Source organism: Amycolatopsis sp. NPDC104819 (assembly GCF_055583145.1).
Genome location: NZ_JBVJON010000003.1, coordinates 551,947 through 577,241, shown reverse-complemented (window position 1 = coordinate 577,241; position 25,295 = coordinate 551,947). Strand labels below are relative to the sequence as shown.

The window sequence follows — 25,295 nt, the reverse complement described above, 5'->3', positions numbered from 1 at the left end:
TGAGCGAGGGGGACCGGCCTCCCGCAGGGCCCCCTCGCTCGCCCGCCCCCCTCTCTAGCCGAAACAACCCCAAGGGGATCTAGACGTGCTGGACGTCAACTTTTTCGATGAGCTCCGCATTGGTCTCGCCACGGCCGACGACATCCGTCAGTGGTCCTTCGGCGAGGTCAAGAAGCCGGAGACCATCAACTACCGGACGCTCAAGCCCGAGAAGGACGGCCTCTTCTGCGAGAAGATCTTCGGTCCGACCCGGGACTGGGAGTGCTACTGCGGCAAGTACAAGCGCGTCCGCTTCAAGGGCATCATCTGTGAGCGCTGCGGCGTCGAGGTGACTCGCGCCAAGGTGCGCCGCGAGCGGATGGGCCACATCGAGCTGGCCGCCCCGGTCACCCACATCTGGTACTTCAAGGGTGTTCCCTCGCGCCTCGGCTACCTGCTGGACCTGGCGCCGAAGGACCTCGAGAAGATCATCTACTTCGCTGCTTACGTCATCACGGGCGTGAACACGGAGCTGCGCCACAACGACCTGCCGACCCTCGAGAACGAGATCGGCGTCGAGCGCAAGAACCTCGAGACCAAGCGCGACGCGGACATCGAGACCCGCGCGCAGAAGCTGGAAGCCGACCTGGCCGAGCTGGAGGCGGAGGGCGCCAAGTCCGACGTCCGCCGCAAGGTCAAGGAGGGCGGCGAGCGCGAGATGCGCCAGCTGCGTGACCGCGCCGGTCGCGAGCTGGACCGCCTCGAGGAGGTCTGGACGACCTTCACGAAGCTCGACACCCGTCAGCTGATCGCCGACGAGCTGCTCTACCGCGAGCTCGTCGACCGCTACGGCGAGTACTTCACCGGCGGCATGGGCGCGGAGGCCATCCAGAAGCTGGCCACCGAGTTCGACGTCAGCGCCGAGGCCGACAACCTGCGCGACACGATCCGCAACGGCAAGGGGCAGAAGAAGCTCCGCGCGCTGAAGCGGCTCAAGGTCGTCGCGGCGTTCCAGGCCACCGGCAACGACCCGCGCGGCATGGTGCTCGACGCCGTCCCGGTGATCCCGCCGGACCTGCGTCCGATGGTGCAGCTGGACGGTGGCCGCTTCGCGACCTCCGACCTGAACGACCTGTACCGCCGCGTGATCAACCGCAACAACCGCCTCAAGCGGCTGATCGACCTCGGCGCGCCCGAGATCATCGTCAACAACGAGAAGCGGATGCTGCAGGAGGCCGTCGACGCGCTGTTCGACAACGGCCGCCGCGGGCGTCCGGTCACCGGCCCGGGCAACCGGCCGCTGAAGTCGCTGTCCGACCTGCTCAAGGGCAAGCAGGGCCGGTTCCGCCAGAACCTGCTCGGCAAGCGCGTCGACTACTCGGGCCGTTCGGTCATCATCGTCGGCCCGCAGCTGAAGCTGCACCAGTGCGGTCTGCCGAAGGACATGGCGCTCGAGCTGTTCAAGCCGTTCGTCATGAAGCGGCTGGTCGACCTGAACCACGCGCAGAACATCAAGTCCGCCAAGCGGATGGTGGAGCGCTCGCGGCCGCAGGTGTGGGACGTGCTGGAAGAGGTCATCACCGGCCACCCGGTGATGCTGAACCGCGCGCCGACCCTGCACCGCCTCGGCATCCAGGCCTTCGAGCCGCAGCTGGTCGAGGGCAAGGCCATCCAGCTGCACCCGCTGGTCTGCGAGGCGTTCAACGCGGACTTCGACGGTGACCAGATGGCGGTGCACCTGCCGCTGTCGGCCGAGGCGCAGGCCGAGGCCCGGATCCTGATGCTGTCGGCGAACAACATCCTCTCGCCGGCGTCGGGCCGTCCGCTCGCCATGCCGCGGCTGGACATGGTGACGGGTCTGTTCCACCTGACCCGCCTCAACGAGCAGGCCGAGGGCGCGGGCAACGCGTACTCGTCGCCGGCCGAGGCCATCATGGCCTTCGACCGCAAGGCGCTGGGCCTGCACGCCCCGATCAAGATCCGCGTCATCGACCGCCAGCCGGCCAAGGCCGACGAAGCGGCGCTCGCGGAGAAGGGCTGGGAGCCGGGCAAGGCGTGGCTGGCCGAGACGACCCTGGGCCGCGTGCTGTTCAACGAGCTGCTGCCGGCGGACTACCCGTTCATCAACGAGCCGATGCCGAAGAAGCGGCAGGCCGCGATCGTGAACGACCTCGCCGAGCGGTACTCGATGACGCAGGTCGCGCAGACGCTCGACCGCCTGAAGGACGCCGGGTTCTACTGGGCGACCCGCTCGGGTGTCACCGTCGCCATCTCGGACGTGCTCACCCCGGTGGGCAAGGCCGCCATCCTCGACGAGTACGAGGGCAAGGCCTCCCAGGTGGAGAAGCGCTACCAGCGTGGTCAGCTGTCGCACACCGAGCGCAACAACGAGCTCGTCAAGGTGTGGACGCAGGCCACCGAAGAGGTCCACAAGATCATGGAGACGGCGCTGCCGGACGACAACCCGATCGCCATGATCGTGAAGTCGGGCGCGGCGGGCAACATGACGCAGGTCCGGTCCCTGGCCGGCATGCGTGGCCTGGTGTCCAACCCGAAGGGTGAGTACATCCCGCGTCCGATCAAGGCCAACTTCCGTGAAGGCCTGTCGGTGGCGGAGTACTTCATTGCGACGCACGGTGCCCGGAAGGGCCTGGCGGACACGGCGCTGCGGACCGCGGACTCGGGTTACCTGACCCGGCGTCTGGTGGACGTCTCGCAGGACGTCATCGTCCGCGAGATCGACTGCGGCACCACGCGCGGCATCATGATGCCGATCGGCGAGGACATCGGCGACGGCAAGGTGCTGCGCGACCAGCACGTCGAGACCTCGGTGTACGCGCGGAACCTCGCGACGGACGCGGTCGACGCCAAGGGCAACGTCGTGCTGAACGCCGGTGACGACATCGGCGACCCGGCCCTCGACAAGCTGCTCTCCAGCGGCATCTCGAAGGTCAAGGTCCGCTCGGTGCTGACCTGCGAGTCGGCCGTCGGCATCTGCGCGACCTGCTACGGCCGCTCGATGGCGACCGGTCAGCTCGTCGACGTCGGCGAGGCCGTGGGTATCGTCGCGGCCCAGTCGATCGGTGAGCCGGGCACGCAGCTGACGATGCGTACGTTCCACCAGGGTGGTGTCGCCGGTGACGACATCACGACCGGTCTGCCCCGTGTGCAGGAGCTCTTCGAGGCTCGTGTCCCGAAGGGCAAGGCGCCGATCGCCGACGTCGATGGCCGCGTGCGCATCGAGGAAAGCGAGCGGTTCTGGAAGATCACGCTGATCCCGGACGACGGCGGCGAAGAGATCGTCTTCGACAAGCTGTCCAAGCGTCAGCGGCTCGCGAACACCCCGAACGGCCCGCTGGGCGACGGTGACCACGTCAACGTCGGTCAGCAGCTGCTCGAAGGCACGCCGGACCCGCACGAGGTCCTGCGGGTCATGGGGCCGCGCGAGGCGCAGATGCACCTGACGGACGAGGTCCAGAAGGTGTACCGGGCGCAGGGTGTGTCGATCCACGACAAGCACATCGAGGTCATCGTCCGGCAGATGCTGCGCCGGGTGACGATCATCGACTCCGGTGCCACGGACTTCCTGCCGGGCGAGCTGCCCGAGCGGACCAAGTTCGAGGCGACGAACCGGGCCGCGGTCGCCGAGGGCGGCGAGCCGGCTTCGGGTCGTCCGGTGCTGATGGGGATCACGAAGGCGTCGCTCACCACGGACTCGTGGCTGTCGGCGGCGTCGTTCCAGGAGACCACGCGCGTCCTGACCGACGCGGCCATCAACGGCCGCTCGGACCGGCTCGTGGGCCTCAAGGAGAACGTGATCATCGGTAAGCTGATCCCGGCCGGCACGGGCATCAACAAGTACCGCAACATCCAGGTGCAGCCGACGGAAGAGGCCCGGGTCGCGGCGTACGCGATCCCGTCCTACGACGACGGCTACTACACCCCGGACGTGTTCGGTACGGGCACCGGTGCCGCGGTTCCGCTGGACGACTACGACTTCGGCCGCGACTTCCGCTGACGAAGTTTTTGACAGGAAAGGCCCCTGCCGGGTTTCCGGCGGGGGCCTTTCCCGTTTCGCAACTGTCACCTCAAACGATTGCGCACCCCGCTAGATTGATCGGGTTCACGCGCTACGTCGCCGCGCTCGCCACCGCGTCGGCCGTGACCGGCGTTTTCGCGGCACCGGCCGGGGCTCAGGAGGAGCCGACCGCCACCGCTCCGTCCACATCGGAGGCGCCGTTCGGCTTCAAGCCGTCGTACCCGACCGACGAGGACGTCCACTTCAGCATCAAGATCACGAACACCCGCAGCGTCCCGGTGGAGGGTCTGCAGATCACGCAGGTCTTCAACCCGGATGACCTGGTGGTCCCGTTCCTCGACGGCTGGGGGCCGCTCAGCCAGAAACCCGGGGTGACGTTGCAGCCGGGGCAGACCTTCGAACGGGACGTCGTCGGGCAGATCCAGGACATCAGCCAGGACCACGCGAAGGTGCGCGGTGTCGTGTACGGCGACCGCAACGGCGACGGCCGGCTCGACCGAGGGGAAGAGCTGAAGAGCGTCACCGTCACCCTCCAGCACCGGAACCTCAGCTACAAAGCCACGAGCGACGAGAGCGGTGCCCTCAACTTCGGCGACGTCCCGGCCGGGGAGTACGTCCTCGGCGGCGAGGTGATCGACGGCTGGCTGTTCCCCTTCGAGACCGTGCAGGTCGGCCTGGACACCAAGCTGGTCGTCCGCAGGGCGCCGCCGCTGAACGGCGCGCTCAAGGCGACGATGGCCTTCACCCAGGACACCTACAAGGCCGGTGACCTCGCGCACGTCACCGTGACGCTGTCCAACTCCGGCCCGATCCCGCTCACCGGCATCGTGGCCGAGTGCAACCAGGTCGGAAACGACTACATCCTCAGCGGCCGGGGTCCGGGGTGGGGTGACCTCGCCGCGGGCGGGGTGACGATCGCGCCCGGGCAGACCCGCACGGTCGACGTGTCCGAGACGGTGCCGGCGGCCGCCTTCAACAGCGGTTTTGTCATGGCGGCCTGTGATTTCGGGTATCGCGGCGTCGACCCCGACAACCGGGTGCGGGCTTCGGACCAGGCGGCGGTTCCGGGCGCCAAGGCCACCGTCACGGGTGATGTGGCCGTCCGCGGCGAGAAGCAAGGTGTCGCCGGGGTCAAGGTCGTGCTGGTGTCCGACCAGCACTGTCCGGTCACCGGGGAGCAGACGACCGACGCGAACGGGCACTTCGAGTTCCACGACGTCGTGCCCGGGCCCGAGTACCGGCTGTACTTCCTGCCGCCGAAGGGCTGGAAGATCAAGTACGAGAACCCGGCCTCGATCACCGTCTTCGGCCCGGCCGACCACACCAACCAGGTGGTGATCGACGCCGAAGAGGGCGACGCGCCGCTGCCGGTCGTGCCGGTGAACCCCGCGGACTGCGGCGCCGGCGCCCCGACGTCGACGACCGGTGCCGCGGGTGGCTCCGGTGGCGGTGAGAGCGGGGGCGGGCTGGCCAGCACCGGGGTGGACGTCCTCGGCATCGGCGCGCTCGCCGCGGTCGCCCTGGCGCCTTCGCGTTTCAGCGCAGGCTGTGACGGCTGACCGGGAAGTCGAAGTAGGTGTCCGGGAACGGCTCGTTGTCCAGGGTGTAGTGCCACCACTCCTCGGGCAGGTTGTGGAACCCGGACATCGCGGTGCGCAGCAGGTCGCGGTTCGTCCGGGCGACGCCGGTGATCGCCGGGTTGTCGGTGTGGGCCAGCGGGTCGAAGCAGTCGTAGCCGGTGCCCATGTCGACCGTGTTGTCGGGGAAGCGCTGGCCCCGCGGGGCGAAGCACGGCTTGAGCGGCTCACCCGGGAAGTACGGCCGCTGGAACCGCGGTGGGAGCTTGACCAGCGTCAGGTCCATGGTGCTGCCGCGGCTGTGCCCGGACTTTTCGGCGATGTACCCGTCCTCGAAGAGCCGGTCCTTGGCGACGTTCGGGTAGAACTCCGCCTTCATCTTCTCGTCGTCGAGGTCCTTCGCCCACCGCACGAAGTGGTCGACGGCGCGCTGCGGGCGGTAGCAGTCGTACACCTTGAGCGTGTACCCCTGCCGGACCAGCCGGGCCTGCGCCTTCCGCAGGCCTTCGGCGGCCTGCCGGGTCAGGATGCAGGTGGGTTCGAGGTACCCGTCGACCCGCCGGCCGACGAAGTTGTGCCGGGTGGCGTAGCGGATGTCCTGCAGGATCGACGGCGCGACGTCGGACAGCGCGACGAACTCGGCGGGAGCGGCCCGCGGCGCGGCCTGCGCGGTGCCGGGAAGGACGAGGGTGGCCAGGGTGGTGAGGGTGACGGCCAGCGCACGGAAGATCGGCATCCCTCTCGTTTATCAGCCCCGGCGCCGGACAAGCAGCCGCCAACCGGTCAAGACCAGCCTTCGGAGGTCGTCGCCCGGAGGTAGTCCTTCGACGGGCGCTCGACCGGCCGGCCCTCGTACTGCGTGGACAGCACCACCGACGACCGCAGCTCACCGTGGGTCCCGAGGCGTTCGAGCAGGCCCTCGAAGTGCTCCAAGGACGCCGCGCGGATCTTGAGCATCGTGCAGTGGTCGCCGCTGAGCCGGTGGATCTCCACCACCTCGGGGTAGTCCTCGGACTTCGAGGTCTTGAGCAGGCAGCTGCTCAGCGCGCACCGCATCTCGACGAACGCCTGCAGCGGCTGGCCCGCCTGCCGCGCGTCCACCTGGGCGCGGTAGCCGGTGATCACCCCGGTCTCCTCCAGCCGCCGCACCCGCTCGGCCACCGCCGGCGCCGAGAGGTTGATCCGCCGGCCCAGCTCCTTGAACGAGAGCCTCCCGTCGGCCTGCAGCAGGTCCAGCAGCCGCCAGTCGACGTCGTCCAGCGGCTTTTCCGAACGGAAGGTCATGGGCCCCATCTTCCTTCCGAAGTGCGGCCGTGGCGACGGATTTGCCGTTGACGGGCCCTTCGAAAGATCGCCGGGAGTTCCTAAAGTTGCTGGTCATGGGGACTTTGACGGTGACCGGCCGGACCCGGTCGATGGGCGCGCTGTTCGCGGGCGTCGCGCTGCTCAACACGGCAACGGTCGGCCTGAGCACCGCGGCGACGCTGATCGTCGCCGCGGGCAGCGGGCCGGGCTGGAGCGGCCTGCCGAGCGTCGCGAACGTGCTGGGCACGGCCGCCGGCGCGTTCGGCGCGGGACTGCTGCTGCCGGGCCAGGGCCGCCGCCGGGTGCTGGCCGCCGGTTACGGCGTCGCCGCGGCCGGTGCGCTGATCGCATTCGCCGGCGCGCTGACGACGTCGCTGGTGCCGCTGCTGCTCGGCATCCTGCTGGTCGGCCTCGGCAACGGCGGCGCGCAGCTGTCGCGCTACCTGGCCGCGGACCTCTACCCGGAGGAACGCCGGGGCCGCGCGCTGTCGAACGTCGTCTGGGCCGGGACGATCGGCGCGCTCGCCGGACCGGCGCTGATGGCCCCGGCGGCGGACGTCGCCACCGGCTTCGGCTGGCCGGCGCTGTCCGGGCCGGTCGCGGTCGCCGTGCTGACCACGGCGGGTGCGGCACTGGCGGCCGCGTGCCTCCCGCGGCACGTCCCGCCCCCGCGGGAGAAGCCGGTGGCCGCGCCGGTGCGCGCGACCGGCGTCGCGCGGCCGCTGGTCGCGATGGTCGCCGCGCAGCTGACGATGGTCGCGGTGATGACGATGACGCCGTTGCAGCTGCAGGACCACGGGCACGGCCTCGACGTCGTCGGCTGGGTGCTGGGCGCGCACCTGTTCGGCATGTTCGCGCTGGCGCCGCTGTCCGGCCGGATCGCCGACCGCTGGGGCCCGCGCGTCACGATCAACGCGGGCCTCGGTGTGCTGGCGTTGTCGACGGCGACCGCGCTCGCCGCGCCGACGGCCCACACCTCCGGGCTGCCGGTCGCGTTGTTCCTGCTGGGGTACGGCTGGAACCTCGTGTTCGTCGGCGGCAGCGCGCAGCTGAGCCGCGACCTCGCGCCGGAGACGCGCAGCCGGTTGCAGGGCACCGTCGACTCGGTGGTCTGGTCCGCGTCCGCTTTGGCCGGTTTGGGGTCGGGACAACTGTTTGCCGGCGGCGGGTACGCGCTCGTCGTGGTCGTCGGCGGTGTGCTGGCGCTGCTTCCGTTGGCCCTGCTGGGTTCTCGTCACGTCCGGTAGCCGAGCCGTTGTCGGCAAATCTCTCGTCGCCGAGGCCGCGGTGCGCTGGCGAAGATGGGCCGTGGCTGACTCTGTGCCCTTCACGGACAACTTCTCGGACCTCTCCAACACGCAGGGGTACCAGTTCGAGTTCCGCTGCGAACGCTGCGGGAACGGTTTCCGTTCCGCGTTCCAGCGCGACAACATGGAAACCGGGCGAAGCGTGCTTCGCACGGTCGGCTCGTTCTTCGGCGGGACGCTGCGGGACCTGAGCAACTCGGCCGACCAGTGGCGCTACGACCGCGCGACCAACTCGCCCGCGAAGGACCGCGCGCTGGCGGCCGCGGTCAAGGAGATCACCCCGAGCTTCCGCCAGTGCCGCGGCTGCGGCGACTGGATGTGCCACGACCAGTGCTGGAACGAGGACATCGGCCAGTGCCTGCGGTGCTCGCCGAGCGTCCCGGAGGAGATCTCGCGCGCGCAGGCCGCCGCCCAGCGCGACCAGATCTGGGAGAAGGCCCGCGAGAAGGACTGGACGGCGGGCCTCGACGTCGACACCCGCGCCAAGGTGAGCTGCCCGGGCTGCGGCCTGAAGGCCGACGGCGGGAAGTTCTGCTCCTCCTGCGGCACGGCGCTGGCGCTGAAGGTCGGTTGCGGCGGCTGCGGCAGTGAGACCAACAAGCCCGGCGCGATGTTCTGCTCGGACTGCGGCGCCAAACTCTGACCGGAGTTCCCGGCACTTCATAACGAATTCATAACCAGCAGCCCCGGCGTTCAGGCGCCGGGGCTGCGCCATTGTGACCAATTGTGACACCTCCGATTGGCCCATCACTCGTTCGGCTCAGTGAAAGCCGTCAATTCGGCCCACGTGGTGGGAATTTGACCCGATCGGCGTGAATCTCATTCTTTGATCACGACTGGACGCTTTGCCCGCTTGGCGCGAATATCCCGTCCGGATCTGCTGACATCAGCTTTCCGTTGTGCCCCAACGGTTTTCGTTCGTGTCAAAGAAGTGGGAGAACCATGCGACCTACCCCGTTGCGCCCCGGCCGGTGGCGAAAGGTGGTGACCGGCGCCGCGGCACTCGCCCTCGCGGTCGGCGCCGTCACCTACACCGGTTCGGCCACCGGCGCGTACGCCGACGTCCAGACCGTCACCGACGCGAAGACCGCGTCCGACGGCAAGCAGTACTGGGTCCAGAACCACCTGGTGACGAAGGACCTCGCCCGCGCCGAAAGCGGTACGCCCAAGAAGTGGCTGCTGGTCTGGGCCGGGGACGAGAACATCGCCGACACGCTCGTCAAGGACGTGAAGAACCTGCCGGGCACGCTCAGCGGTGGGCTCAACAAGATCAAGAACGCCTTGCCCGGCCCGGACTTCCTCGCCGTGATCGACGCGACGCAGGGTTCGCCGACGTACGGCAAGGTCGTAAACACCGCGACCGTCGGCCCGCTGGTCGAGAACGAGCCGCACCACATGCAGTACGTGTGGCACAAGGGCGACACGATCTACGCGGGCGCCCTGTTCGCCGCCGCGACGTACGCCTTCGACGTCAGCGCGCTGCCGCAGCTGAAGCTCAAGGGCGTCAGCCTGCCGACCAACACCCTCGGCGGCAGCGTCCCGGACGCCTACTGGGTGCTCAAGGACGGCACCGCGTACGGCACTTACATGGGCGGCCCGGTCGTCCCCGGCCCGCACGCCTACGCCGACGGCTCCACACAGATCGGCAACGGCTTCGCGGGCAGCCCCGGCGAGGTTGTCCACTTCGGACAGAACGCGCAGGTGCTCTCGGAGTCCCCGGCGGCGACCCCGCAGGGTGACAACCAGAAGCTCTGCGACAACCTGCCGCAGCTGGGCAAGCCGACGTGCGCCAACCCGCACGGCATCCAGGCCCGCGAGGACCTGAACACGCTCGTCACCAGCGACTACGCCGAGCCCCGCAACATCATCCTCGACCCGGTGAAGCAGCCGTCGCCGTACCTGCGCCGGCCGACCGTGCGGACCTGGGACATCGCCGACCGCAACCACCCGAAGCTGAAGTCGGTGTCGTACCTGCAGGACGGCCCGCGCGCCGATCCGGCCGACCCGCTGCACGCCGAGAGCCGCGCGGTCATGGAGACGACCGTGACGAACCTGCCGGGGCACAAGGGCGCCTTCGCCCAGACCATGCAAGGCGGCGCGGTCTTCTACACGCCGGACATCACCGCGGCCGAGCCGCACTGGATCGAGGTGTTCGACGACGGCGCCGCCAACAAGGCGATCTACCCGAACAACGACTCGAACGGCGCCAGCTCCAACGGCGGCTGGATCCAGACCAGCCCGGACGACAAGTACCTCTACCGCGCGATCGTCGGGCGGCAGAAGGGCACCCTCTCGGCCGACGACCCCGGCACCACCGGCGGTGTCTACGTCCTCGACATCCGGAAGCTGCTCGCCGCGGGGGACAAGGTCGAGGACATCCAGGGCCGGGTCGACACCAAGGCGAAGGCGCAGCAGGGCGGGGGTGGCGACCTGCCGACCGTCGTCGGTGCGGCGCCGATCAACCCGGGCACGCCGGGCGCGGGCCCGCACTGGGGCGCCTACGACAACTGGGCGCTCGGCAGTGACGGTTTCTACCACGAAACCGACACGCCGCAGCACCTCGCGGTGTCGAACTACTTCGTCGCCCGGTCCGGTTTGGACGGTGACCACAAGGTCAACCTGCTGGACATCGGGCCGGACGGGAAGCTCGCGGTCGACTCGAACTTCCGCGACGAGTTCACCGGGCAGGTCGGCATCAACTTCAACCGCAAGTCGTGGCCGCACGGGGACTTCGGCAACGCCAAGCCGCACTCCGAGCTGTTCGTCGTCGCGGACGCGGACATCAAGTAACGCCGTCGTGAGTGTTTAGGGCGGTTCTAGCCGCCCTAAACACTCACGACAACTTGCACCGAGGAGCCCTTGATGAACCACGACCACCCCGCGCCGACGGGCTCGTCCACTGTGGACGCTTTCGCCCTCTTGCTGAGACTGGCGTTGCTGCTCGCGACGGCGTTCCTCGCCGGCGGCGGCCTGCTTCGCCCGCCGGGGCAGCGGCCACAGCGCACGCTGTACGTCCTCGGCGGGGTGTCGGCGCTGCTCGCGGTGGTGTCGTCGTTCGCGGTCGACATCACCGTCGTCGCGCTGGCGATCCACGTCGTGCTCGCGGTGGCGGTGCCGGTCTTCCCGCGGGCCACCCGCTGGACGTCGGCCGCGCTGCTGGCGCTCGTCGTGCTGGAGACGTCGCTCGGCGGCACCGGCATCGAGTTCGCGATCGACACGGTGTTCGTCGCCGGCGCCGCCGTGTGGTTCGGCTTCGCGCTGCACGGGCCGGTCCCGACGTCGTCGATCCGGCCGGGCCCGCTGGCTCTCACCCTCGGTGGCCTGCTGGTCCTGGCGGGTGCGGTGCGGTTCGCCGTGTCCGGCCTCGGTTTCGACCGGCGCCTCTACACGACGCTCTTCGGGCTGGCGGTCCTCGCCGTCGTGGTCCTGCCGCTCGCGGTGAGCGTGCTCGCCGGGCTGGTCAAGGGTCGCGCGTACCGGTTCGGCGTGGCCGGGGTCGCGCTCGGGTTCCTCGCGTGGACCGCGCTGGGCGCGATCCCGGCGTCACCGCCGCTGCCCGTCCCGGGGGTGCCGCTGCTGGCCGCCGAGCCGGGGTTCCCGGTGCTGGTCAGCCCGCAACGGCCGGGGCACAACCTCGTCCACTTCCCGGCGAGCGCGGGGGACGACCTCTCCGCCGGGGTCCGCGGCGGCCTGGTCACGAAGGCCGTCGCCCGGCCCGGCGCCGAAGGCACCTGGGCCGACGTCGACCTGCCGCCCGGCCGCAGTGACCTCGAAATCCGCCGTGGGGACACCACAACGGTCGTCGGGGTCGACGCGGGGGAGAGCCCCGGCCCGTCGATCGGCGACGCCGACGCGCCGGAGTGCGCGGGCGCGGCGCTCGGCGGCCTGGTCACCGGCCGCGCCGACGTGCTGACGTCGTGCCCGTCCGACACGCTGACCCCGGAGGACGGCGGTGCGCTGGTCAAGCTCGTCGAGTTCCTCGCCGGGCGGAAACCGTCGGCGCTCACGCTCGTCGAGGACGGCTCCCCGCGCGGCGTCGCGGCGGCGAAGCTGGTGCGCGAGACGGCGGCGCGGACCGGGCTGGCCGTGCGGCCGGACGCCGGGCCCGACACCGCGCTCGTCGTCGTCTCCGGCTGGGCCGCCGGCTACACGGCGATGACCCGCGCGGCCGAGTTGCAGCGCCTCGAGCCCACCCACCAGTACGGGCTCTACCTCGCGCCGTGGCTGCTCAACGGGCCGATCGTCAACGCCGTGGCGAGCGCGTCCCTGCCGCTGCGGTTCGACCCGCGGGAAGCGACCGCGGTCGGGTACGCCGTCGCGGTCGGCGACCGCTTCGGCGGCGAAAGCCCGACCCTCGGCGGCTTCCGGGCCTGGCGGGGCGCCGACGACGCAGCCCACGACGTGCAGATCTTCGCCGCCGCCCAGGTCAACGCCATGCCGATGTACCCGACCGAACCCCACGCCACCGGGATGGTGATGGACCGCGACTACGCGGGCCAGTGGGTGCCCGACGGAACCATCGTGCCGATCACGTCGGTTCTGCGCTGAAAACCCTGTGAAGGAAAGGAAAACGCATGAAACGTCTAGCTGCCCGCCTCCTGCTGCCGCTCGCCGCGGCGACGGTGTTCACCGGCCTCGCCGCCGGGGTCGCGAGTGCCGACCCGACCGACGGCTCGGTCTGGCTCGTGCCCGGTGTCGACCTCGGCGGTGTGCTCGGGCCGGTCGGCCAGCCGGTCGGCCTGCTCGCGCCCGTCTTCGACCTCATCACCGCAGTTTCCTGAACCGGAAGGCGAAAACCATGAAGAAGAACCTCGTCCGCGCTGCCGGTGCCGCTCTCCTCGCCGGCGCTGCCCTGTTCGGCGCGGCCGCGCCCGCCATCGCCGCCGACACCCCCGGGGTGGTGGTGGTCGACGAGCCGGACACGAGCGGCCTGAACAACATCTGGACGTTCGCGCCGCTGGGTGTGCCGGTGCTCGGCCTGATCCAGTCGGTGAACGGTGTGCCGGGCAAGCTCCTGCCCTCCTTCTGACCCGTCGGCGGCCCCTCGCCCGAGGGGCCGCCGTTCTCGTCGGTGGGTTCGGCATCGCGGTGATCGCGATCGCGGCGGTCGTCGCCGTGTGCACCGGACGGCTCAGCTGAGCGCCTTCGCGAACCAGTGCTCGGCGAACTGCCCGTTGTTGAAGGGCTCGACCTCGGCGTACCCGGTCTTCGTGTAGAGCGTGCGGGCCTCGACGAGGTCGTGGCGGGTGTCGAGCCGCATGAGCGACGACCCGAGCCGCCGGGCCGCCGCTTCGGCCGCCGCCACCAGCCGCGGTGCGGCGCCCGAGCCGCGGTGGGCGGGCTTGACGTACATCTTGGTGAGCTCGGTGATCCCCGAGGCGACCACGCGGGTGCCGACACAGCCGGCGAGGACGCCGTCCCAGCGGCCGAGCAGGAATGCCCCGGTCGGGGCGGCCAGGTCGGTGCCGGGCTCCTCGGCCACGTACCGCGTGAGCTCGGCTTCGGTGATCGGCCGGCCGAAGTACCGCGACGCGACTTCGTCCATGTATTCGCGCATGACCGCGACGGCGTCCGGGTGCTCGACCGGCACTTCGGTGATGGTCCACTCCACGCCCCCATCCTGGGGACGCTGTCCAGCGAATTCGCCCGGCCCCGGGCACCATGAGGACATGACGACTGTCACGAAGCGCCTCACGGTGGTGGCCGTCCTGCTGATCACGGTGGGCGCGGTCCTGCTGTCGGTGGGCGCGATCGGCTTCCGGGCGACGTCCGACCAGCCGGACGCCAACATCGGCGCCGGGTTCGCCCTGCTGGCCGGGCCGTACATCGTCGGCCTCGGCCTGGTGTTCGCGCTCTCGGCGGGCCTCACCCACCTGACCACCCGGCGGCGCTGATCTCAGCGTGGCGAGTGCTCCCACAACGCCGCGGGCAGGGCGTCGGCCAGCTCGGCGAGGTAACCGGCCTCGGCGAGGACGTTCTCCCGGGTCGCGCAGCCCTGGCCCCAGGTGCGCGCGGCGCCGTGCTCGACGACGACGTCCCGCCGCGCGAACCGCGGGTTCGCCGCGAGCCAGCGGGCCACCTCCGCCTCCAGCCGCGAGTCCGGCGGCAGGGTCGGCATGGACACCGTCCCGCCGGGCACGATCCGCAGCTCCGGGCTCGGCGGCACCTGGACCTGCGTGACGTGGACGTCGCGGAAGTACGTGTGGTCGTCGAAGTGCCGGTACGGCTCCTGGGTGTCGATCGCGATCGCCGCGCGGTCGCCGGCGCGGAAGCCGACCCAGGTCTCCTGCGGCCAGTCCGCCAGCGGCCGCCCGGTCGGGTGCACCACGCCGAACGCCGGCGCCGGGCCCCCGCCGGAGCCGCTGTGGAACGTGCCGCCGCGCTCGGTCGCGAACGCCTTGAACCAGTGCTCCTCGCGGCTCGCGACGAACTTCTTGTGCGACCGCCACCAGATCGCGGCGGCGATCGCGGCCACCACGACGAGCAGGCCGATCGTGAAGAGCGTCTCCACCGTCAGAAGTCCAGGTCTTCTCGGGTCTCGTCGGCTGACTGGTCGCGGCCCGTGCCGTCGTAGTCGCTCGTCTTCTTCGCGTTCTTGACGTGGCTGTTGAGCTTGCCGAGGTGGTCGTTCACCGTCTTGGCCGGGTTGTCGCCGGGGTTGGCCGGGTTGTACCCGAGCACGCCCTTGACCGCCGCTTCGCCGCCCTTCTTCAGGGCTTCGGTCGCGCCGGCCTTGAGCATCGTCTTCTGGTAGTCGACCTTGCCGGCGGCGTCGAGGACCGGGTTTTCGAACGCCTTCGCCCAGCGTTTACCGATGAAACCCTTGTCCCCGGCGGCTTTCTGGAGGAGGTCCTTGCCCTCGTTCTCCTGCGCGATCTTCGTGAGCGACTTGCCGAGCTTCGTCTCGGCGAGCTTCGCCTGCAGCTTCTTCAGCCAGTCGAGCACCTTCTGCAGGAGCTGACGCAGCTTCGACACCTTCTGCGTGGTCTTCGCAGTGGTCTCGGCCGCCTTGACCTCGGACACCGGCGCCGCGGCCGAGAGCGAGGCGCCGCAGGTCGGCACCGCGGCCGCCAGCGCCGGCACCCACAACAGGATCAGCCAGGTGACGAACTCGGTCAGGATCGCCTTGATCAGGTCCTCGACGAAGCTCATCAGCATGCTGTTGAGCTGCAGCATCTTCGCGAGGTCACCGGACTTCCCGGCGACGCCTTCGATGCCGTGGCCGAACTCGCCGAGCGCCGTCTTCGCCGCGTTGCCCGCGTCGCCCTGCCAGTTCTTCAGCGCGTCTTCGGTCACGTCGGCGAAGTTCTGGGCCAGCTGGTCCAGCCCGGTCGCGATCGCCCCGAAGTTCTCCGCCGCGACGCCCAGCGCCGGGCCGTCACCGCTGACGAAGTGGATCGCGTCCTGGATCGGCTGGACGGCCGTGATGAGGAAGTTGAGGCCTTGCCCGACCAGCCAGCCGAGCGGGTCGATCGCGATGTCGGTGATGGTGCTCGAGCTCGACTGGATGAAGCCCGCCGTGTCGGTCGCGATGGTGCCCAGCGCCAGCGTGATGTCCGCGCCGTCCTTCTGGGGCGCGAACACGGCCTTCTTCACCGAGACGGCGTCCTTGCCGACGGTGACCGCGCTGCCGACGAACGGTGTCGCCTTGACGGCGTTGTCGACGTTGACCCCGAGCACCGTGTTCGGGTCGTCGGACTTGACGGTGATCCCGCCGGCGACGTCCGCCACCTCTGCCATGCCCGTCCCCCTCAGTGCTGGTTCTTGCCGGGGCCGTCGAGGAGGACCTCGATCTGGCCGAAGAAGGTCTTGTGGTCGTCTTCGACGCCTTGGTAGACGTTCGCCGCGTCGGTGAGCTTCGCCTGCGCCGAGGTCAGCCCCTCCGCGAGCGACCCGAGCAGCTCCCGCAGCTCGCGCAGGGTGTCGTCGTAGCCGCCCTTGGTGAAGACGCCGACGACGCCCCACGACTTGTCGCCGACGTCGGACTGGCCGGCCTTCTCGGTGATCTTGGCGCCCTGGTCCTGGTACTTGCCCAGGTCGCCGACGTACTTGTGCAGCGCGTCCACCTCGACCTGGTAACCGCCGGCTCCGTCGGGCATCAGTCCTCCTCGTCGAACAGGGTGCGGAGGAAGCTGTCACCCGCGCTGGCGGGCGGCGCCGGCGGCGGGGCCGGGGCGTCCGCCTGGCGCAGCACCCGCTGTTCCGAGAAGTCCTCGGGCGGGGCGGGCGGCTTCGGGGTTTCCTCCGCGAGCTTCGACCGCATTTCCTCGACGGTGGTTCCGAACGCCGCGGCCTGGGTCTCCAGGACCTGGTCGACCAGGCCGAGGTCGTCGCCCATGGCCTCCTGGACGATCACCGCCTGCCGCCGGGCCGCCTCGCCGACGGCTTCCCGCAGCGTCGCCAGCACGGTCGCGGACAGCGCCTGCGCGCCCTTGGCGAGCGCGGCGTCGGTGAACTTGACGTCCAGGACCGCTCCGCCGGGCCCGGTGACGACCGTCACGCCGCCGTCCGGTGAAGAGACTCTCGCCTGGAGCTCGGTCAGCTGCTGCCGCATCGCGCCGAGGCCGGCGAACCGGTCGTCGACGTTCCGCACGCTCGCCTGGAACCGCTCGTACTCGGTCACCAGCTGCTCGAACTCGGCCGACATGCCCTGTTCCCCTCCGTTCGCCCGGTGCGTGGCCCACCCATCGTGACCCCTCGGCGACAGTGTGACGCACGGAACGGACGATCCGATCCCACTGCGTCACCCGACCGGGTAATGGGTAGGTTGCGCCCGCAAGGGGAAGCACGGGGAAGAGCGCTAGGAGTGCGTGATGAGCAGCAGCGAAGGGGCCGAGCGGCCCGACGAAGAACCGAAGTCGACCGGCAGCCACGCTGCGCCCGAGGGAGCCGCGGTGCACCCGCTGATCGACCTCTCGCGCGACCCGAACCCGGGCAAGCCGGACCACGCGAAGCCCGACGAGGACTGATTCACGGGGCCGGCTCGCGCGCCCGCCCGGGTGCGCGGACCGGCCTGGTCCGCCGCGGGAATGACGGACGGCGGCGCTGTGTTGAAGGAAAGGCGACCGGTCTCCGGTCGTGCCCGTCCGGTTGTCCGCCGCCCGGTGGAATGTCCCGCGCGGGGGCGGCGTTCAGCGGTACGCTGGAGGTTCGCCGCTCTTCGGACCCCCCGCCGCGTTCGTCCCGAACCCCGGCGGGTATCTTTGGAGACCGTGCCCGGCAGGCGTCGGGCCGCTCCGCGTGCCGTGCGGCATGGGCGGGGTGCTCAGGCACCCGGTCACCGGCTTCGGCAGGTCGGGGTTCCGACGGAAAATCCCTCCGGGAAGTTACCGGTCGTCAGACCGTGACGCGGGCCGACACGCCCGACCGCGGGGGCCGGTGAAGACACGAAGAAGCAGATCACGACAGGAAGCTGGTCCATTGCCCACGATCCAGCAGCTGGTCCGCAAGGGCCGCCAGGACAAGGCTGCCAAGCAGAAGACCGCGGCCCTCAAGGGGAGCCCGCAGCGGCGTGGCGTGTGCACTCGCGTGTACACCACGACCCCCAAGAAGCCGAACTCGGCGCTGCGCAAGGTCGCGCGTGTGAAGCTGACCAGCGGCATCGAGGTCACCGCCTACATCCCCGGTGAGGGCCACAACCTGCAGGAGCACTCGATGGTGCTCGTGCGCGGTGGTCGTGTGAAGGACCTTCCGGGTGTCCGTTACAAGATCATCCGCGGTTCCCTCGACACGCAGGGTGTCAAGAACCGCAAGCAGGCGCGCAGCCGGTACGGCGCGAAGAAGGAGAAGAGCTAATGCCCCGCAAGGGTCCGGCCCCGAAGCGGCCGCTGATCTCCGACCCCGTCTACGCCTCCCCGCTGGTCACCCAGCTGGTGAACAAGGTGCTGAAGGACGGCAAGCGGTCCCTGGCCGAGCGCATCGTCTACGGCGCGCTCGAAGGCGCTCGCGAGAAGACGGGCACCGACCCGGTCGTCACGCTGAAGCGCGCCCTCGACAACGTGAAGCCCACCATCGAGGTGAAGAGCCGCCGCGTCGGTGGCGCCACCTACCAGGTGCCGATCGAGGTCAAGCCGGGCCGCTCCACCACCCTGGCGCTGCGCTGGCTGGTCTCCTTCTCGCAGGCTCGCCGCGAGAAGACGATGATCGAGCGCCTGCAGAACGAGCTCCTGGACGCTTCCAACGGCCTCGGTGCCTCCGTGAAGCGTCGCGAAGACACGCACAAGATGGCCGAGTCCAACCGGGCCTTCGCACACTACCGCTGGTGATCATCGCCCGGCTGTCGACCAAGCCATGCCGGGCCCCAAGCTTGAGAACAGGGGAACACTCTCGTGGCACGTGAAGTGCTGACCGACCTGAACAAGGTCCGCAACATCGGCATCATGGCCCACATCGACGCCGGCAAGACCACCACCACCGAGCGGATCCTGTTCTACACCGGGGTCAACTACAAGATCGGTGAAGTCCACGACGGCGCCGCCACGATGGACTGGATGGAGGAGGAGCAGAAGCGGGGCATCACCATCACCTCGGCTGCGACCACCACCTTCTGGGACGACCACCAGATCAACATCATCGACACCCCCGGGCACGTCGACTTCACCGTCGAGGTGGAGCGCAACCTGCGGGTGCTCGACGGTGCGGTCGCCGTCTTCGACGGCAAGGAGGGCGTCGAGCCGCAGTCCGAGCAGGTCTGGCGGCAGGCGGACAAGTACGACGTCCCGCGCATCTGCTTCGTCAACAAGATGGACAAGCTGGGCGCGGACTTCTACTACACCGTGAAGACCATCGTGGAGCGCCTCGGCGTCCGCCCGCTGGTCATCCAGCTGCCGATCGGCGCCGAGAACGACTTCGAAGGCGTTGTCGACCTGGTCCGCATGAAGGCGCTGACCTGGCGCGGCGAGGTCCAGAAGGGCGAGGACTACTCCGTCGAGGAGATCCCGGCCGAGCTGGCCGAGCTGGCCGCGGAGTACCGCGAGAAGCTCGTCGAGACCGTCGCCGAGGCCGACGACGCGCTGATGGAGAAGTTCCTCGAGGGTGAGGAGCTGACGGAGGCCGAGATCAAGTCCGGCATCCGCAAGCTCACCATCACGCGGGACGTCTTCCCGGTGCTGGCCGGTTCCGCGTTCAAGAACAAGGGCGTCCAGCCCATGCTCGACGCGGTCATCGACTACCTGCCGTCGCCGCTGGACATGCCGGCGGTCGAGGGCACGCTGACCGACGGCGAGACCCCGGCGACCCGGTCGGCCTCGGTCGACGAGCCGTTCGCCGCGCTCGCGTTCAAGATCGCCGCGCACCCGTTCTTCGGCAAGCTGACCTACATCCGGGTGTACTCGGGCAAGGTCGCCGCCGGCGCTCAGGTCATCAACGCGACCAAGGAGCGCAAGGAGCGCATCGGGAAGATCTTCCAGATGCACTCCAACAAGGAGAACCCGGTCGACGACGCCCAGGTCGGCCACATCTACGCGGTCATCGGGCTGAAGGACACCACCACGGGTGACACCCTGGCGGACCCGCAGAACCCGATCGTGCTGGAGTCGATGACGTTCCCCGAGCCGGTCATCCGGGTCGCGATCGAGCCGAAGACGAAGGCCGACCAGGAGAAGCTGTCCCTGGCGATCCAGAAGCTGGCCGAAGAGGACCCGACGTTCCAGGTCAAGCTGGACGAGGACACCGGCCAGACGATCATCGCGGGCATGGGCGAGCTGCACCTCGAGGTGCTGGTGAACCGGATGAAGTCCGACTACAAGGTCGAGGCGAACATCGGCAAGCCGCAGGTCGCCTACCGCGAGACGATCAAGAAGACGGTCGACAAGCTGGACTACGTCCACAAGAAGCAGACCGGTGGTTCCGGCCAGTTCGCGAAGGTCATCGTGAAGCTGGAGCCGCTCGAGCGCACCGACGGCGCGCTCTACGAGTTCGACAACAAGGTGACCGGTGGTCGCGTGCCGCGGGAGTACATCCCGTCGGTGGACGCGGGCGCGCAGGACGCGATGCAGTACGGCGTCCTGGCCGGCTACCCGCTCGTCGGGTTGAAGTTCACCCTGTTGGACGGTGCGTACCACGAGGTCGACTCTTCGGAGATGGCGTTCAAGATCGCCGGTTCCATGGCGATGAAGGAAGCCGCGAAGAAGGCCGGCCCGGTGATCCTGGAGCCGATGATGGCGGTCGAGGTGACCACGCCCGAGGACTACATGGGCGATGTCATCGGTGACCTCAACTCCCGCCGTGGTCAGATCCAGGCCATGGAGGAGCGGTCGGGTACCCGTGTCGTGAAGGCGCTGGTCCCGCTGTCGGAGATGTTCGGTTACGTCGGCGACCTCCGGTCCCGCACGCAGGGCCGGGCGAACTACTCCATGGTGTTCGACTCCTACGCCGAGGTTCCCGCGAACGTCGCGAAGGAAATCATCGCGAAGGCGACGGGGGAGTAACTCCCCCACCGCGCGCGGGCATTAAGGGACTCTCCTGAACGTCCGCTAGCACCGACGAAGGAACATTCGGGGGTCGGCAGCCACGCCGGCCCCCGAGCACAAAGCGAAATCAGTCCAGGAGGACATTCCAGTGGCGAAGGCGAAGTTCGAGCGGAGCAAGCCGCACGTCAACATCGGGACCATCGGTCACGTCGACCACGGTAAGACCACTCTGACCGCGGCGATCACCAAGGTTCTGCACGACAAGTACCCCGAGCTGAACGAGTCGCGTGCGTTCGACCAGATCGACAACGCGCCCGAAGAGAAGCAGCGCGGCATCACGATCAACATCTCGCACGTCGAGTACCAGACCGAGAAGCGTCACTACGCGCACGTCGACGCCCCGGGTCACGCGGACTACATCAAGAACATGATCACCGGTGCCGCCCAGATGGACGGCGCGATCCTGGTCGTGGCCGCCACCGACGGCCCGATGCCGCAGACCCGTGAGCACGTGCTGCTGGCCCGCCAGGTCGGCGTGCCCTACATCGTGGTCGCGCTGAACAAGGCCGACATGGTCGACGACGAGGAGATCCTCGAGCTCGTCGAGCTGGAGGTCCGCGAGCTGCTGTCCTCGCAGGAGTTCCCGGGCGACGACGCGCCGGTCGTGCGCGTTTCGGGCCTCAAGGCGCTCGAGGGCGACGAGAAGTGGGCCGAGGCCGTTCTCGAGCTGATGACCGCTGTCGACGACAACGTGCCGGACCCGGTGCGCGAGCTCGACAAGCCGTTCCTCATGCCGATCGAGGACGTCTTCACGATCACCGGTCGCGGCACGGTCGTCACCGGCCGCGTCGAGCGTGGCGTGGTCAACGTGAACGAAGAGGTCGAGATCGTCGGCATCAAGGACAAGTCGACCAAGACCACCGTCACCGGTGTCGAGATGTTCCGCAAGCTGCTGGACCAGGGCCAGGCGGGCGACAACGTCGGCCTCCTCGTCCGCGGTATCAAGCGCGAGGACGTCGAGCGCGGCCAGGTCGTCGTGAAGCCGGGCACCACCACCCCGCACACCGACTTCGAGGGCCGGGTCTACATCCTGTCGAAGGACGAGGGTGGCCGTCACACCCCGTTCTTCAACAACTACCGCCCGCAGTTCTACTTCCGCACCACCGACGTGACCGGCGTCGTGACCCTCCCCGAGGGCACCGAGATGGTCATGCCGGGCGACAACACCGACATCTCGGTCGCGCTGATCCAGCCGGTCGCGATGGACGTGAACCTGCGCTTCGCCATCCGCGAGGGTGGCCGCACCGTCGGTGCGGGTCAGGTCACCAAGATCATCAAGTGATTCGGCGCCCCGCCCGGGGGGATGCGGAACGCGCGTCGCGGCTCTCAACGCGACCACGGCGCGCGCTTCGCTTGCTATACCCCTGATTTGCCACTGCGCGCAAGCTTGCGGGCATAACAGTCACCCCCGGGTCAGGGGCGTCAAATCACGTGTGCGACACTATTCAGGTTGCTCGTCCTGGGGCGGCCGACCCTTCAAGGGTCCGGCCGCCTCGGTATGAGTGGCCACGGTCCGCCGAGCTCTTCCTTCGGGTTGCAGGCGAGCGGGCAAAGGCGAGTGAGACGGTCAGCCGGCTCATAGCCTCCTCACGTTGAGGAAGACCAGGCAAGACGACGATCCCGCGGGATCCGTCTGTGCGTCGGGCGCGACACGCCCGACCGCGTGGACCGGGGACAGGGCCGTTGAACTGCGGAAACCCAGGCCAAAGTGGAGACACCGCGGCGGGGTTTGTGAGATAGCGGCACGAGACGACAAGGAACGAGCAGCCACCATGGCGGGACAGAAGATCCGCATCCGGCTCAAGGCCTACGACCACGAGGCGATCGACACCTCGGCGCGCAAGATCGTGGAAACGGTCACGCGCACCGGCGCCCGGGTCGTCGGGCCGGTGCCGCTGCCCACCGAGAAGAACGTTTACTGCGTCATCCGCTCGCCGCACAAGTACAAGGACTCGCGCGAGCACTTCGAGATGCGCACGCACAAGCGTCTGATCGACATCCTCGACCCGACGCCGAAGACGGTCGACGCGCTCATGCGCATCGACCTGCCGGCGAGCGTCGACGTCAACATTCAGTAGCAGCGGCTGGCGAGCGGCGGAGATAAGAGACTCATGTCTGACAGGCAGATGAAGGGCATCCTGGGCACCAAGCTCGGCATGACCCAGGTCTTCGACGAGCAGAACCGGGTTGTCCCGGTCACCGTCGTGAAGGCCGGTCCGAACGTGGTCACCCAGGTTCGGACGCAGGAGAAGGACGGCTACGTGGCCGTGCAGCTGGCGTTCGGCGCGGTCGACCCGCGCAAGGTGAACAAGCCGCGCACCGGGCACTACGACAAGGCGGGCGTGACCCCGCGGCGCTTCCTCGCGGAGCTGCGTACCACCGACGCCGAGACCTACGAGGTCGGCCAGGAGATCACCGCCGAGGTGTTCGCCGCCGGCGTCGAGGTCGACGTGACCGGTACCAGCAAGGGCAAGGGCTACGCCGGTGTCATGAAGCGCCACGGCTTCAAGGGTCAGGGCGCGAGCCACGGTGCCCAGGCCGTGCACCGCAAGCCGGGCTCCATCGGTGGCTGCGCCACCCCCGGCCGCGTCTTCAAGGGCCTGCGCATGGCGGGCCGGATGGGCAACGACCGGGTCACCACGCAGAACCTGACCGTGCACGCGGTGCGTGCCGAAGACGGCCTGCTGCTGATCAAGGGCGCTGTGCCCGGTCCCAAGGGCGGCCTGCTGTTCGTGCGCAGCGCCGCGAAGGGTGGTAACTCCGAATGACGAACGTCGAGCTGAAGACCCCGGCCGGTAAAGCCGACGGCACCGTGGACCTCCCCGAGGAGATCTTCGACGTGCAGGCCAATGTCGCGCTCATGCACCAGGTCGTGATCGGCCAGCTGGCCGCCGCGCGCCAGGGCACGCACGACACGAAGACCCGTGGTGAGGTTCGCGGTGGCGGCAAGAAGCCGTACCGCCAGAAGGGCACCGGCCGTGCCCGCCAGGGTTCGACCCGCGCGCCGCAGTTCGCCGGCGGTGGCGTCGTGCACGGCCCCACGCCGCGCGACTACACCCAGCGCACCCCGAAGAAGATGAAGGCTGCCGCCCTGCGTGGCGCCCTCTCCGACCGGGCCCGCGCCGGCCAGCTGCACATCGTCACCGAGCTGGTGACCGGTGAGAAGCCGTCCACCAAGGCCGCCAAGACCGTTCTCGCCGCGGTGACGCAGGCGAAGCGCGTGCTCGTGGTGCTGCACCGGGACGACGAGCTGAGCTGGGTTTCCCTGCGGAACCTGCCCGAGGTGCACATCCTCTGGGCCGACCAGCTCAACACCTACGACGTGCTGGTCAACGACGACGTCGTGTTCACCAAGGCCGCGTACGACGTGTTTGTCGCCGGCCCCGTCCGTGGCAAGGCCGTCAAGGCCTCCGCGCGGTCGGGCGAGGTCACGGAAGGGAGTGACGAGAAGTGAGTTCGGTCGCCATTCCGGACCCCCGCGACATCCTGCTCGCGCCGGTCATCTCCGAGAAGTCCTACGGGCTGCTCGAGGACCACAAGTACACGTTCATCGTCCGCCCGGACGCCAACAAGACCCAGATCAAGATCGCGGTCGAGAAGGTGTTCGGCGTCAAGGTGGTCAGCGTCAACACGGCCAACCGCCAGGGCAAGCGGAAGCGGACTCGCGCGGGCTTCGGCAAGCGCAAGGACACCAAGCGCGCCATCGTGACTCTTTCGCCCGAGAGCAAGGCGATCGAGATCTTCGGCGGACCCACCGCGTAAAGGACTGAGCTGACAATGGGCATCCGCAAGTACAAGCCGACGACCCCGGGTCGTCGCGGTTCGAGCGTCTCGGACTTCGCCGAGATCACCCGCTCCACTCCGGAGAAGTCGCTGCTTCGTCCGCTGAGCGGTTCGGGCGGGCGCAACTCGTCCGGCAAGATCACCACCCGGCACAAGGGTGGCGGCCACAAGCGCGCTTACCGCGTCATCGACTTCCGTCGCAACGACAAGGACGGCGTTCCCGCCAAGGTCGCGCACATCGAGTACGACCCCAACCGGTCCGCTCGCATCGCGCTGCTGCACTACGCCGACGGCGAGAAGCGCTACATCATCGCGCCGGAGAAGCTGAAGCAGGGCGACACCGTCGAGAACGGCCCCCGGGCCGACATCAAGCCGGGCAACAACCTGCCGCTGCGCAACATCCCCGTCGGCACCGTGATCCACGCGATCGAGCTCCGCCCCGGTGGCGGCGCGAAGATGGCGCGGTCGGCCGGCGCGAAGGTGCAGCTCGTCGCCAAGGACGGTCCGTACGCCCAGCTGCGTCTCCCCTCGGGTGAGATCCGCAACGTGGACGTGCGCAACCGCGCCACGGTCGGCGAGGTCGGCAACTCCGAGCACGCCAACATCAACTGGGGCAAGGCCGGCCGCAACCGCTGGCGCGGCAAGCGCCCCACGGTCCGTGGTGTCGTCATGAACCCGGTCGACCACCCGCACGGTGGTGGCGAGGGCAAGACGTCCGGTGGTCGTCACCCCGTCAACCCGAACGGCAAGCCCGAAGGTCGTACGCGCCGGCGCAAGCCGAGCGACGCCCTCATCGTCCGCCGCCGGCGTACCGGCAAGAACAAGCGCTGAGCAG

General features: G+C 69.2%; 26 protein-coding genes. 19 read left to right on the top strand and 7 right to left on the bottom strand.

Annotated features, from left to right (window positions below; all coding sequences use genetic code 11):
- Window positions 1-85 precede the first annotated feature (85 nt).
- Complete coding sequence (locus ACZ63E_RS11965; protein WP_465335964.1) at window positions 86-3,997, top strand: DNA-directed RNA polymerase subunit beta'; 3,912 nt, start codon at window positions 86-88, stop codon at window positions 3,995-3,997.
- Between the two features lie 95 nt (window positions 3,998-4,092).
- Window positions 4,093-5,577: an SdrD B-like domain-containing protein gene (locus tag ACZ63E_RS11960; protein WP_465335963.1), complete on the top strand. Its 1,485-nt coding sequence runs from the start codon at window positions 4,093-4,095 to the stop codon at window positions 5,575-5,577.
- Here ACZ63E_RS11960 and ACZ63E_RS11955 read toward each other — a convergent pair.
- Both ACZ63E_RS11955 and ACZ63E_RS11950 read right to left on the bottom strand, forming a co-directional pair.
- The gene (locus ACZ63E_RS11955; protein WP_465335962.1) at window positions 5,555-6,331 is read right to left on the bottom strand and encodes a M15 family metallopeptidase; all 777 of its coding nucleotides are present in this window, start codon (window positions 6,329-6,331) and stop codon (window positions 5,555-5,557) included. The two genes, ACZ63E_RS11960 and ACZ63E_RS11955, sit on opposite strands and share 23 nt — an antisense overlap.
- A 47-nt stretch (window positions 6,332-6,378) precedes the next feature.
- Window positions 6,379-6,879: an Lrp/AsnC family transcriptional regulator gene (locus ACZ63E_RS11950; protein WP_465335961.1), complete on the bottom strand. Its 501-nt coding sequence runs from the start codon at window positions 6,877-6,879 to the stop codon at window positions 6,379-6,381.
- A 95-nt stretch (window positions 6,880-6,974) separates the two neighbouring features.
- Here ACZ63E_RS11950 and ACZ63E_RS11945 point away from each other — a divergent pair, with 95 nt between their 5' ends.
- The 6 genes from ACZ63E_RS11945 (at window position 6,975) to ACZ63E_RS11920 (ending at window position 13,236) form a co-directional block, all read left to right on the top strand.
- The gene (locus ACZ63E_RS11945; protein ID WP_465335960.1) at window positions 6,975-8,147 is read left to right on the top strand and encodes an MFS transporter; all 1,173 of its coding nucleotides are present in this window, start codon (window positions 6,975-6,977) and stop codon (window positions 8,145-8,147) included.
- A 61-nt stretch (window positions 8,148-8,208) separates the two neighbouring features.
- Entirely contained in the window at window positions 8,209-8,850 is a 642-nt protein-coding gene (locus ACZ63E_RS11940; protein ID WP_465335959.1) for a zinc ribbon domain-containing protein, read from the top strand.
- A 299-nt stretch (window positions 8,851-9,149) separates the two neighbouring features.
- Entirely contained in the window at window positions 9,150-10,997 is a 1,848-nt protein-coding gene (locus ACZ63E_RS11935; protein ID WP_465335958.1) for a hypothetical protein, read from the top strand.
- Between the two features lie 72 nt (window positions 10,998-11,069).
- Window positions 11,070-12,755, top strand: a complete 1,686-nt coding sequence (locus ACZ63E_RS11930; protein ID WP_465335957.1) for a hypothetical protein — start codon at window positions 11,070-11,072, stop codon at window positions 12,753-12,755.
- Window positions 12,756-12,781: 26 nt separating this feature from the next.
- Window positions 12,782-12,988 (top strand): hypothetical protein, encoded by a 207-nt coding sequence (locus ACZ63E_RS11925; RefSeq protein ID WP_465335956.1) that lies wholly within the window; start codon window positions 12,782-12,784, stop codon window positions 12,986-12,988.
- A 17-nt stretch (window positions 12,989-13,005) separates the two neighbouring features.
- Entirely contained in the window at window positions 13,006-13,236 is a 231-nt protein-coding gene (locus ACZ63E_RS11920) for a hypothetical protein (protein ID WP_465335955.1), read from the top strand.
- Between the two features lie 102 nt (window positions 13,237-13,338).
- On the opposite strand, the gene ACZ63E_RS11915 is transcribed toward ACZ63E_RS11920, so the two are convergent.
- Window positions 13,339-13,818: a GNAT family N-acetyltransferase gene (locus ACZ63E_RS11915; RefSeq protein WP_465335954.1), complete on the bottom strand. Its 480-nt coding sequence runs from the start codon at window positions 13,816-13,818 to the stop codon at window positions 13,339-13,341.
- Between the two features lie 58 nt (window positions 13,819-13,876).
- Here ACZ63E_RS11915 and ACZ63E_RS11910 point away from each other — a divergent pair, with 58 nt between their 5' ends.
- Entirely contained in the window at window positions 13,877-14,101 is a 225-nt protein-coding gene (locus ACZ63E_RS11910; RefSeq protein WP_465308650.1) for a hypothetical protein, read from the top strand.
- A gap of 2 nt (window positions 14,102-14,103) precedes the next feature.
- On the opposite strand, the gene ACZ63E_RS11905 is transcribed toward ACZ63E_RS11910, so the two are convergent.
- Genes ACZ63E_RS11905 through ACZ63E_RS11890 form a run of 4 tightly spaced genes read right to left on the bottom strand, consistent with a single transcriptional unit; the run spans window position 14,104 to window position 16,854 of the window.
- Window positions 14,104-14,718 carry a hypothetical protein gene (locus ACZ63E_RS11905; protein WP_465335953.1) on the bottom strand — a complete coding sequence of 205 codons (615 nt, stop codon included), beginning with the start codon at window positions 14,716-14,718 and terminating at the stop codon, window positions 14,104-14,106.
- Between the two features lie 2 nt (window positions 14,719-14,720).
- Window positions 14,721-15,947, bottom strand: a complete 1,227-nt coding sequence (locus ACZ63E_RS11900; protein ID WP_465335952.1) for a hypothetical protein — start codon at window positions 15,945-15,947, stop codon at window positions 14,721-14,723.
- Between the two features lie 11 nt (window positions 15,948-15,958).
- Window positions 15,959-16,306, bottom strand: a complete 348-nt coding sequence (locus tag ACZ63E_RS11895; protein WP_465335951.1) for a hypothetical protein — start codon at window positions 16,304-16,306, stop codon at window positions 15,959-15,961.
- Window positions 16,306-16,854: a YbaB/EbfC family nucleoid-associated protein gene (locus ACZ63E_RS11890; RefSeq protein ID WP_465335950.1), complete on the bottom strand. Its 549-nt coding sequence runs from the start codon at window positions 16,852-16,854 to the stop codon at window positions 16,306-16,308. The genes ACZ63E_RS11895 and ACZ63E_RS11890 overlap by 1 nt, the downstream gene beginning before the upstream one ends.
- 166 nt (window positions 16,855-17,020) lie before the next feature.
- Here ACZ63E_RS11890 and ACZ63E_RS11885 point away from each other — a divergent pair, with 166 nt between their 5' ends.
- The 10 genes from ACZ63E_RS11885 to rplB all read left to right on the top strand — a co-directional run bounded on the left by ACZ63E_RS11885 (window position 17,021) and on the right by rplB (window position 25,291).
- Entirely contained in the window at window positions 17,021-17,176 is a 156-nt protein-coding gene (locus tag ACZ63E_RS11885) for a hypothetical protein (RefSeq protein WP_465335949.1), read from the top strand.
- 451 nt (window positions 17,177-17,627) lie between these two features.
- The gene (gene rpsL, locus ACZ63E_RS11880; RefSeq protein WP_003102113.1) at window positions 17,628-18,002 is read left to right on the top strand and encodes a 30S ribosomal protein S12; all 375 of its coding nucleotides are present in this window, start codon (window positions 17,628-17,630) and stop codon (window positions 18,000-18,002) included.
- Window positions 18,002-18,472 (top strand): 30S ribosomal protein S7, encoded by a 471-nt coding sequence (gene rpsG, locus ACZ63E_RS11875; protein WP_003102106.1) that lies wholly within the window; start codon window positions 18,002-18,004, stop codon window positions 18,470-18,472. Before rpsL ends, rpsG begins: the two co-directional genes overlap by 1 nt.
- A 63-nt stretch (window positions 18,473-18,535) precedes the next feature.
- Window positions 18,536-20,635: an elongation factor G gene (gene fusA / locus ACZ63E_RS11870; RefSeq protein WP_465308660.1), complete on the top strand. Its 2,100-nt coding sequence runs from the start codon at window positions 18,536-18,538 to the stop codon at window positions 20,633-20,635.
- A gap of 130 nt (window positions 20,636-20,765) precedes the next feature.
- Entirely contained in the window at window positions 20,766-21,959 is a 1,194-nt protein-coding gene (gene tuf / locus ACZ63E_RS11865) for an elongation factor Tu (protein WP_285482326.1), read from the top strand.
- A 490-nt stretch (window positions 21,960-22,449) separates the two neighbouring features.
- A complete protein-coding gene (gene rpsJ / locus ACZ63E_RS11860; RefSeq protein ID WP_003102098.1) occupies window positions 22,450-22,755 on the top strand; it encodes a 30S ribosomal protein S10 in 306 nt (101 codons plus the stop codon).
- Window positions 22,756-22,788: 33 nt separating this feature from the next.
- Window positions 22,789-23,445: a 50S ribosomal protein L3 gene (rplC, locus tag ACZ63E_RS11855; protein ID WP_465308664.1), complete on the top strand. Its 657-nt coding sequence runs from the start codon at window positions 22,789-22,791 to the stop codon at window positions 23,443-23,445.
- A complete protein-coding gene (gene rplD / locus ACZ63E_RS11850; RefSeq protein ID WP_465308666.1) occupies window positions 23,442-24,131 on the top strand; it encodes a 50S ribosomal protein L4 in 690 nt (229 codons plus the stop codon). Before rplC ends, rplD begins: the two co-directional genes overlap by 4 nt.
- Window positions 24,128-24,439 carry a 50S ribosomal protein L23 gene (gene rplW / locus ACZ63E_RS11845; RefSeq protein ID WP_003102087.1) on the top strand — a complete coding sequence of 104 codons (312 nt, stop codon included), beginning with the start codon at window positions 24,128-24,130 and terminating at the stop codon, window positions 24,437-24,439. Before rplD ends, rplW begins: the two co-directional genes overlap by 4 nt.
- Window positions 24,440-24,454: 15 nt before the next feature.
- Window positions 24,455-25,291: a 50S ribosomal protein L2 gene (rplB, locus tag ACZ63E_RS11840; RefSeq protein ID WP_465308668.1), complete on the top strand. Its 837-nt coding sequence runs from the start codon at window positions 24,455-24,457 to the stop codon at window positions 25,289-25,291.
- The last annotated feature ends 4 nt before the right edge of the window (window positions 25,292-25,295 follow it).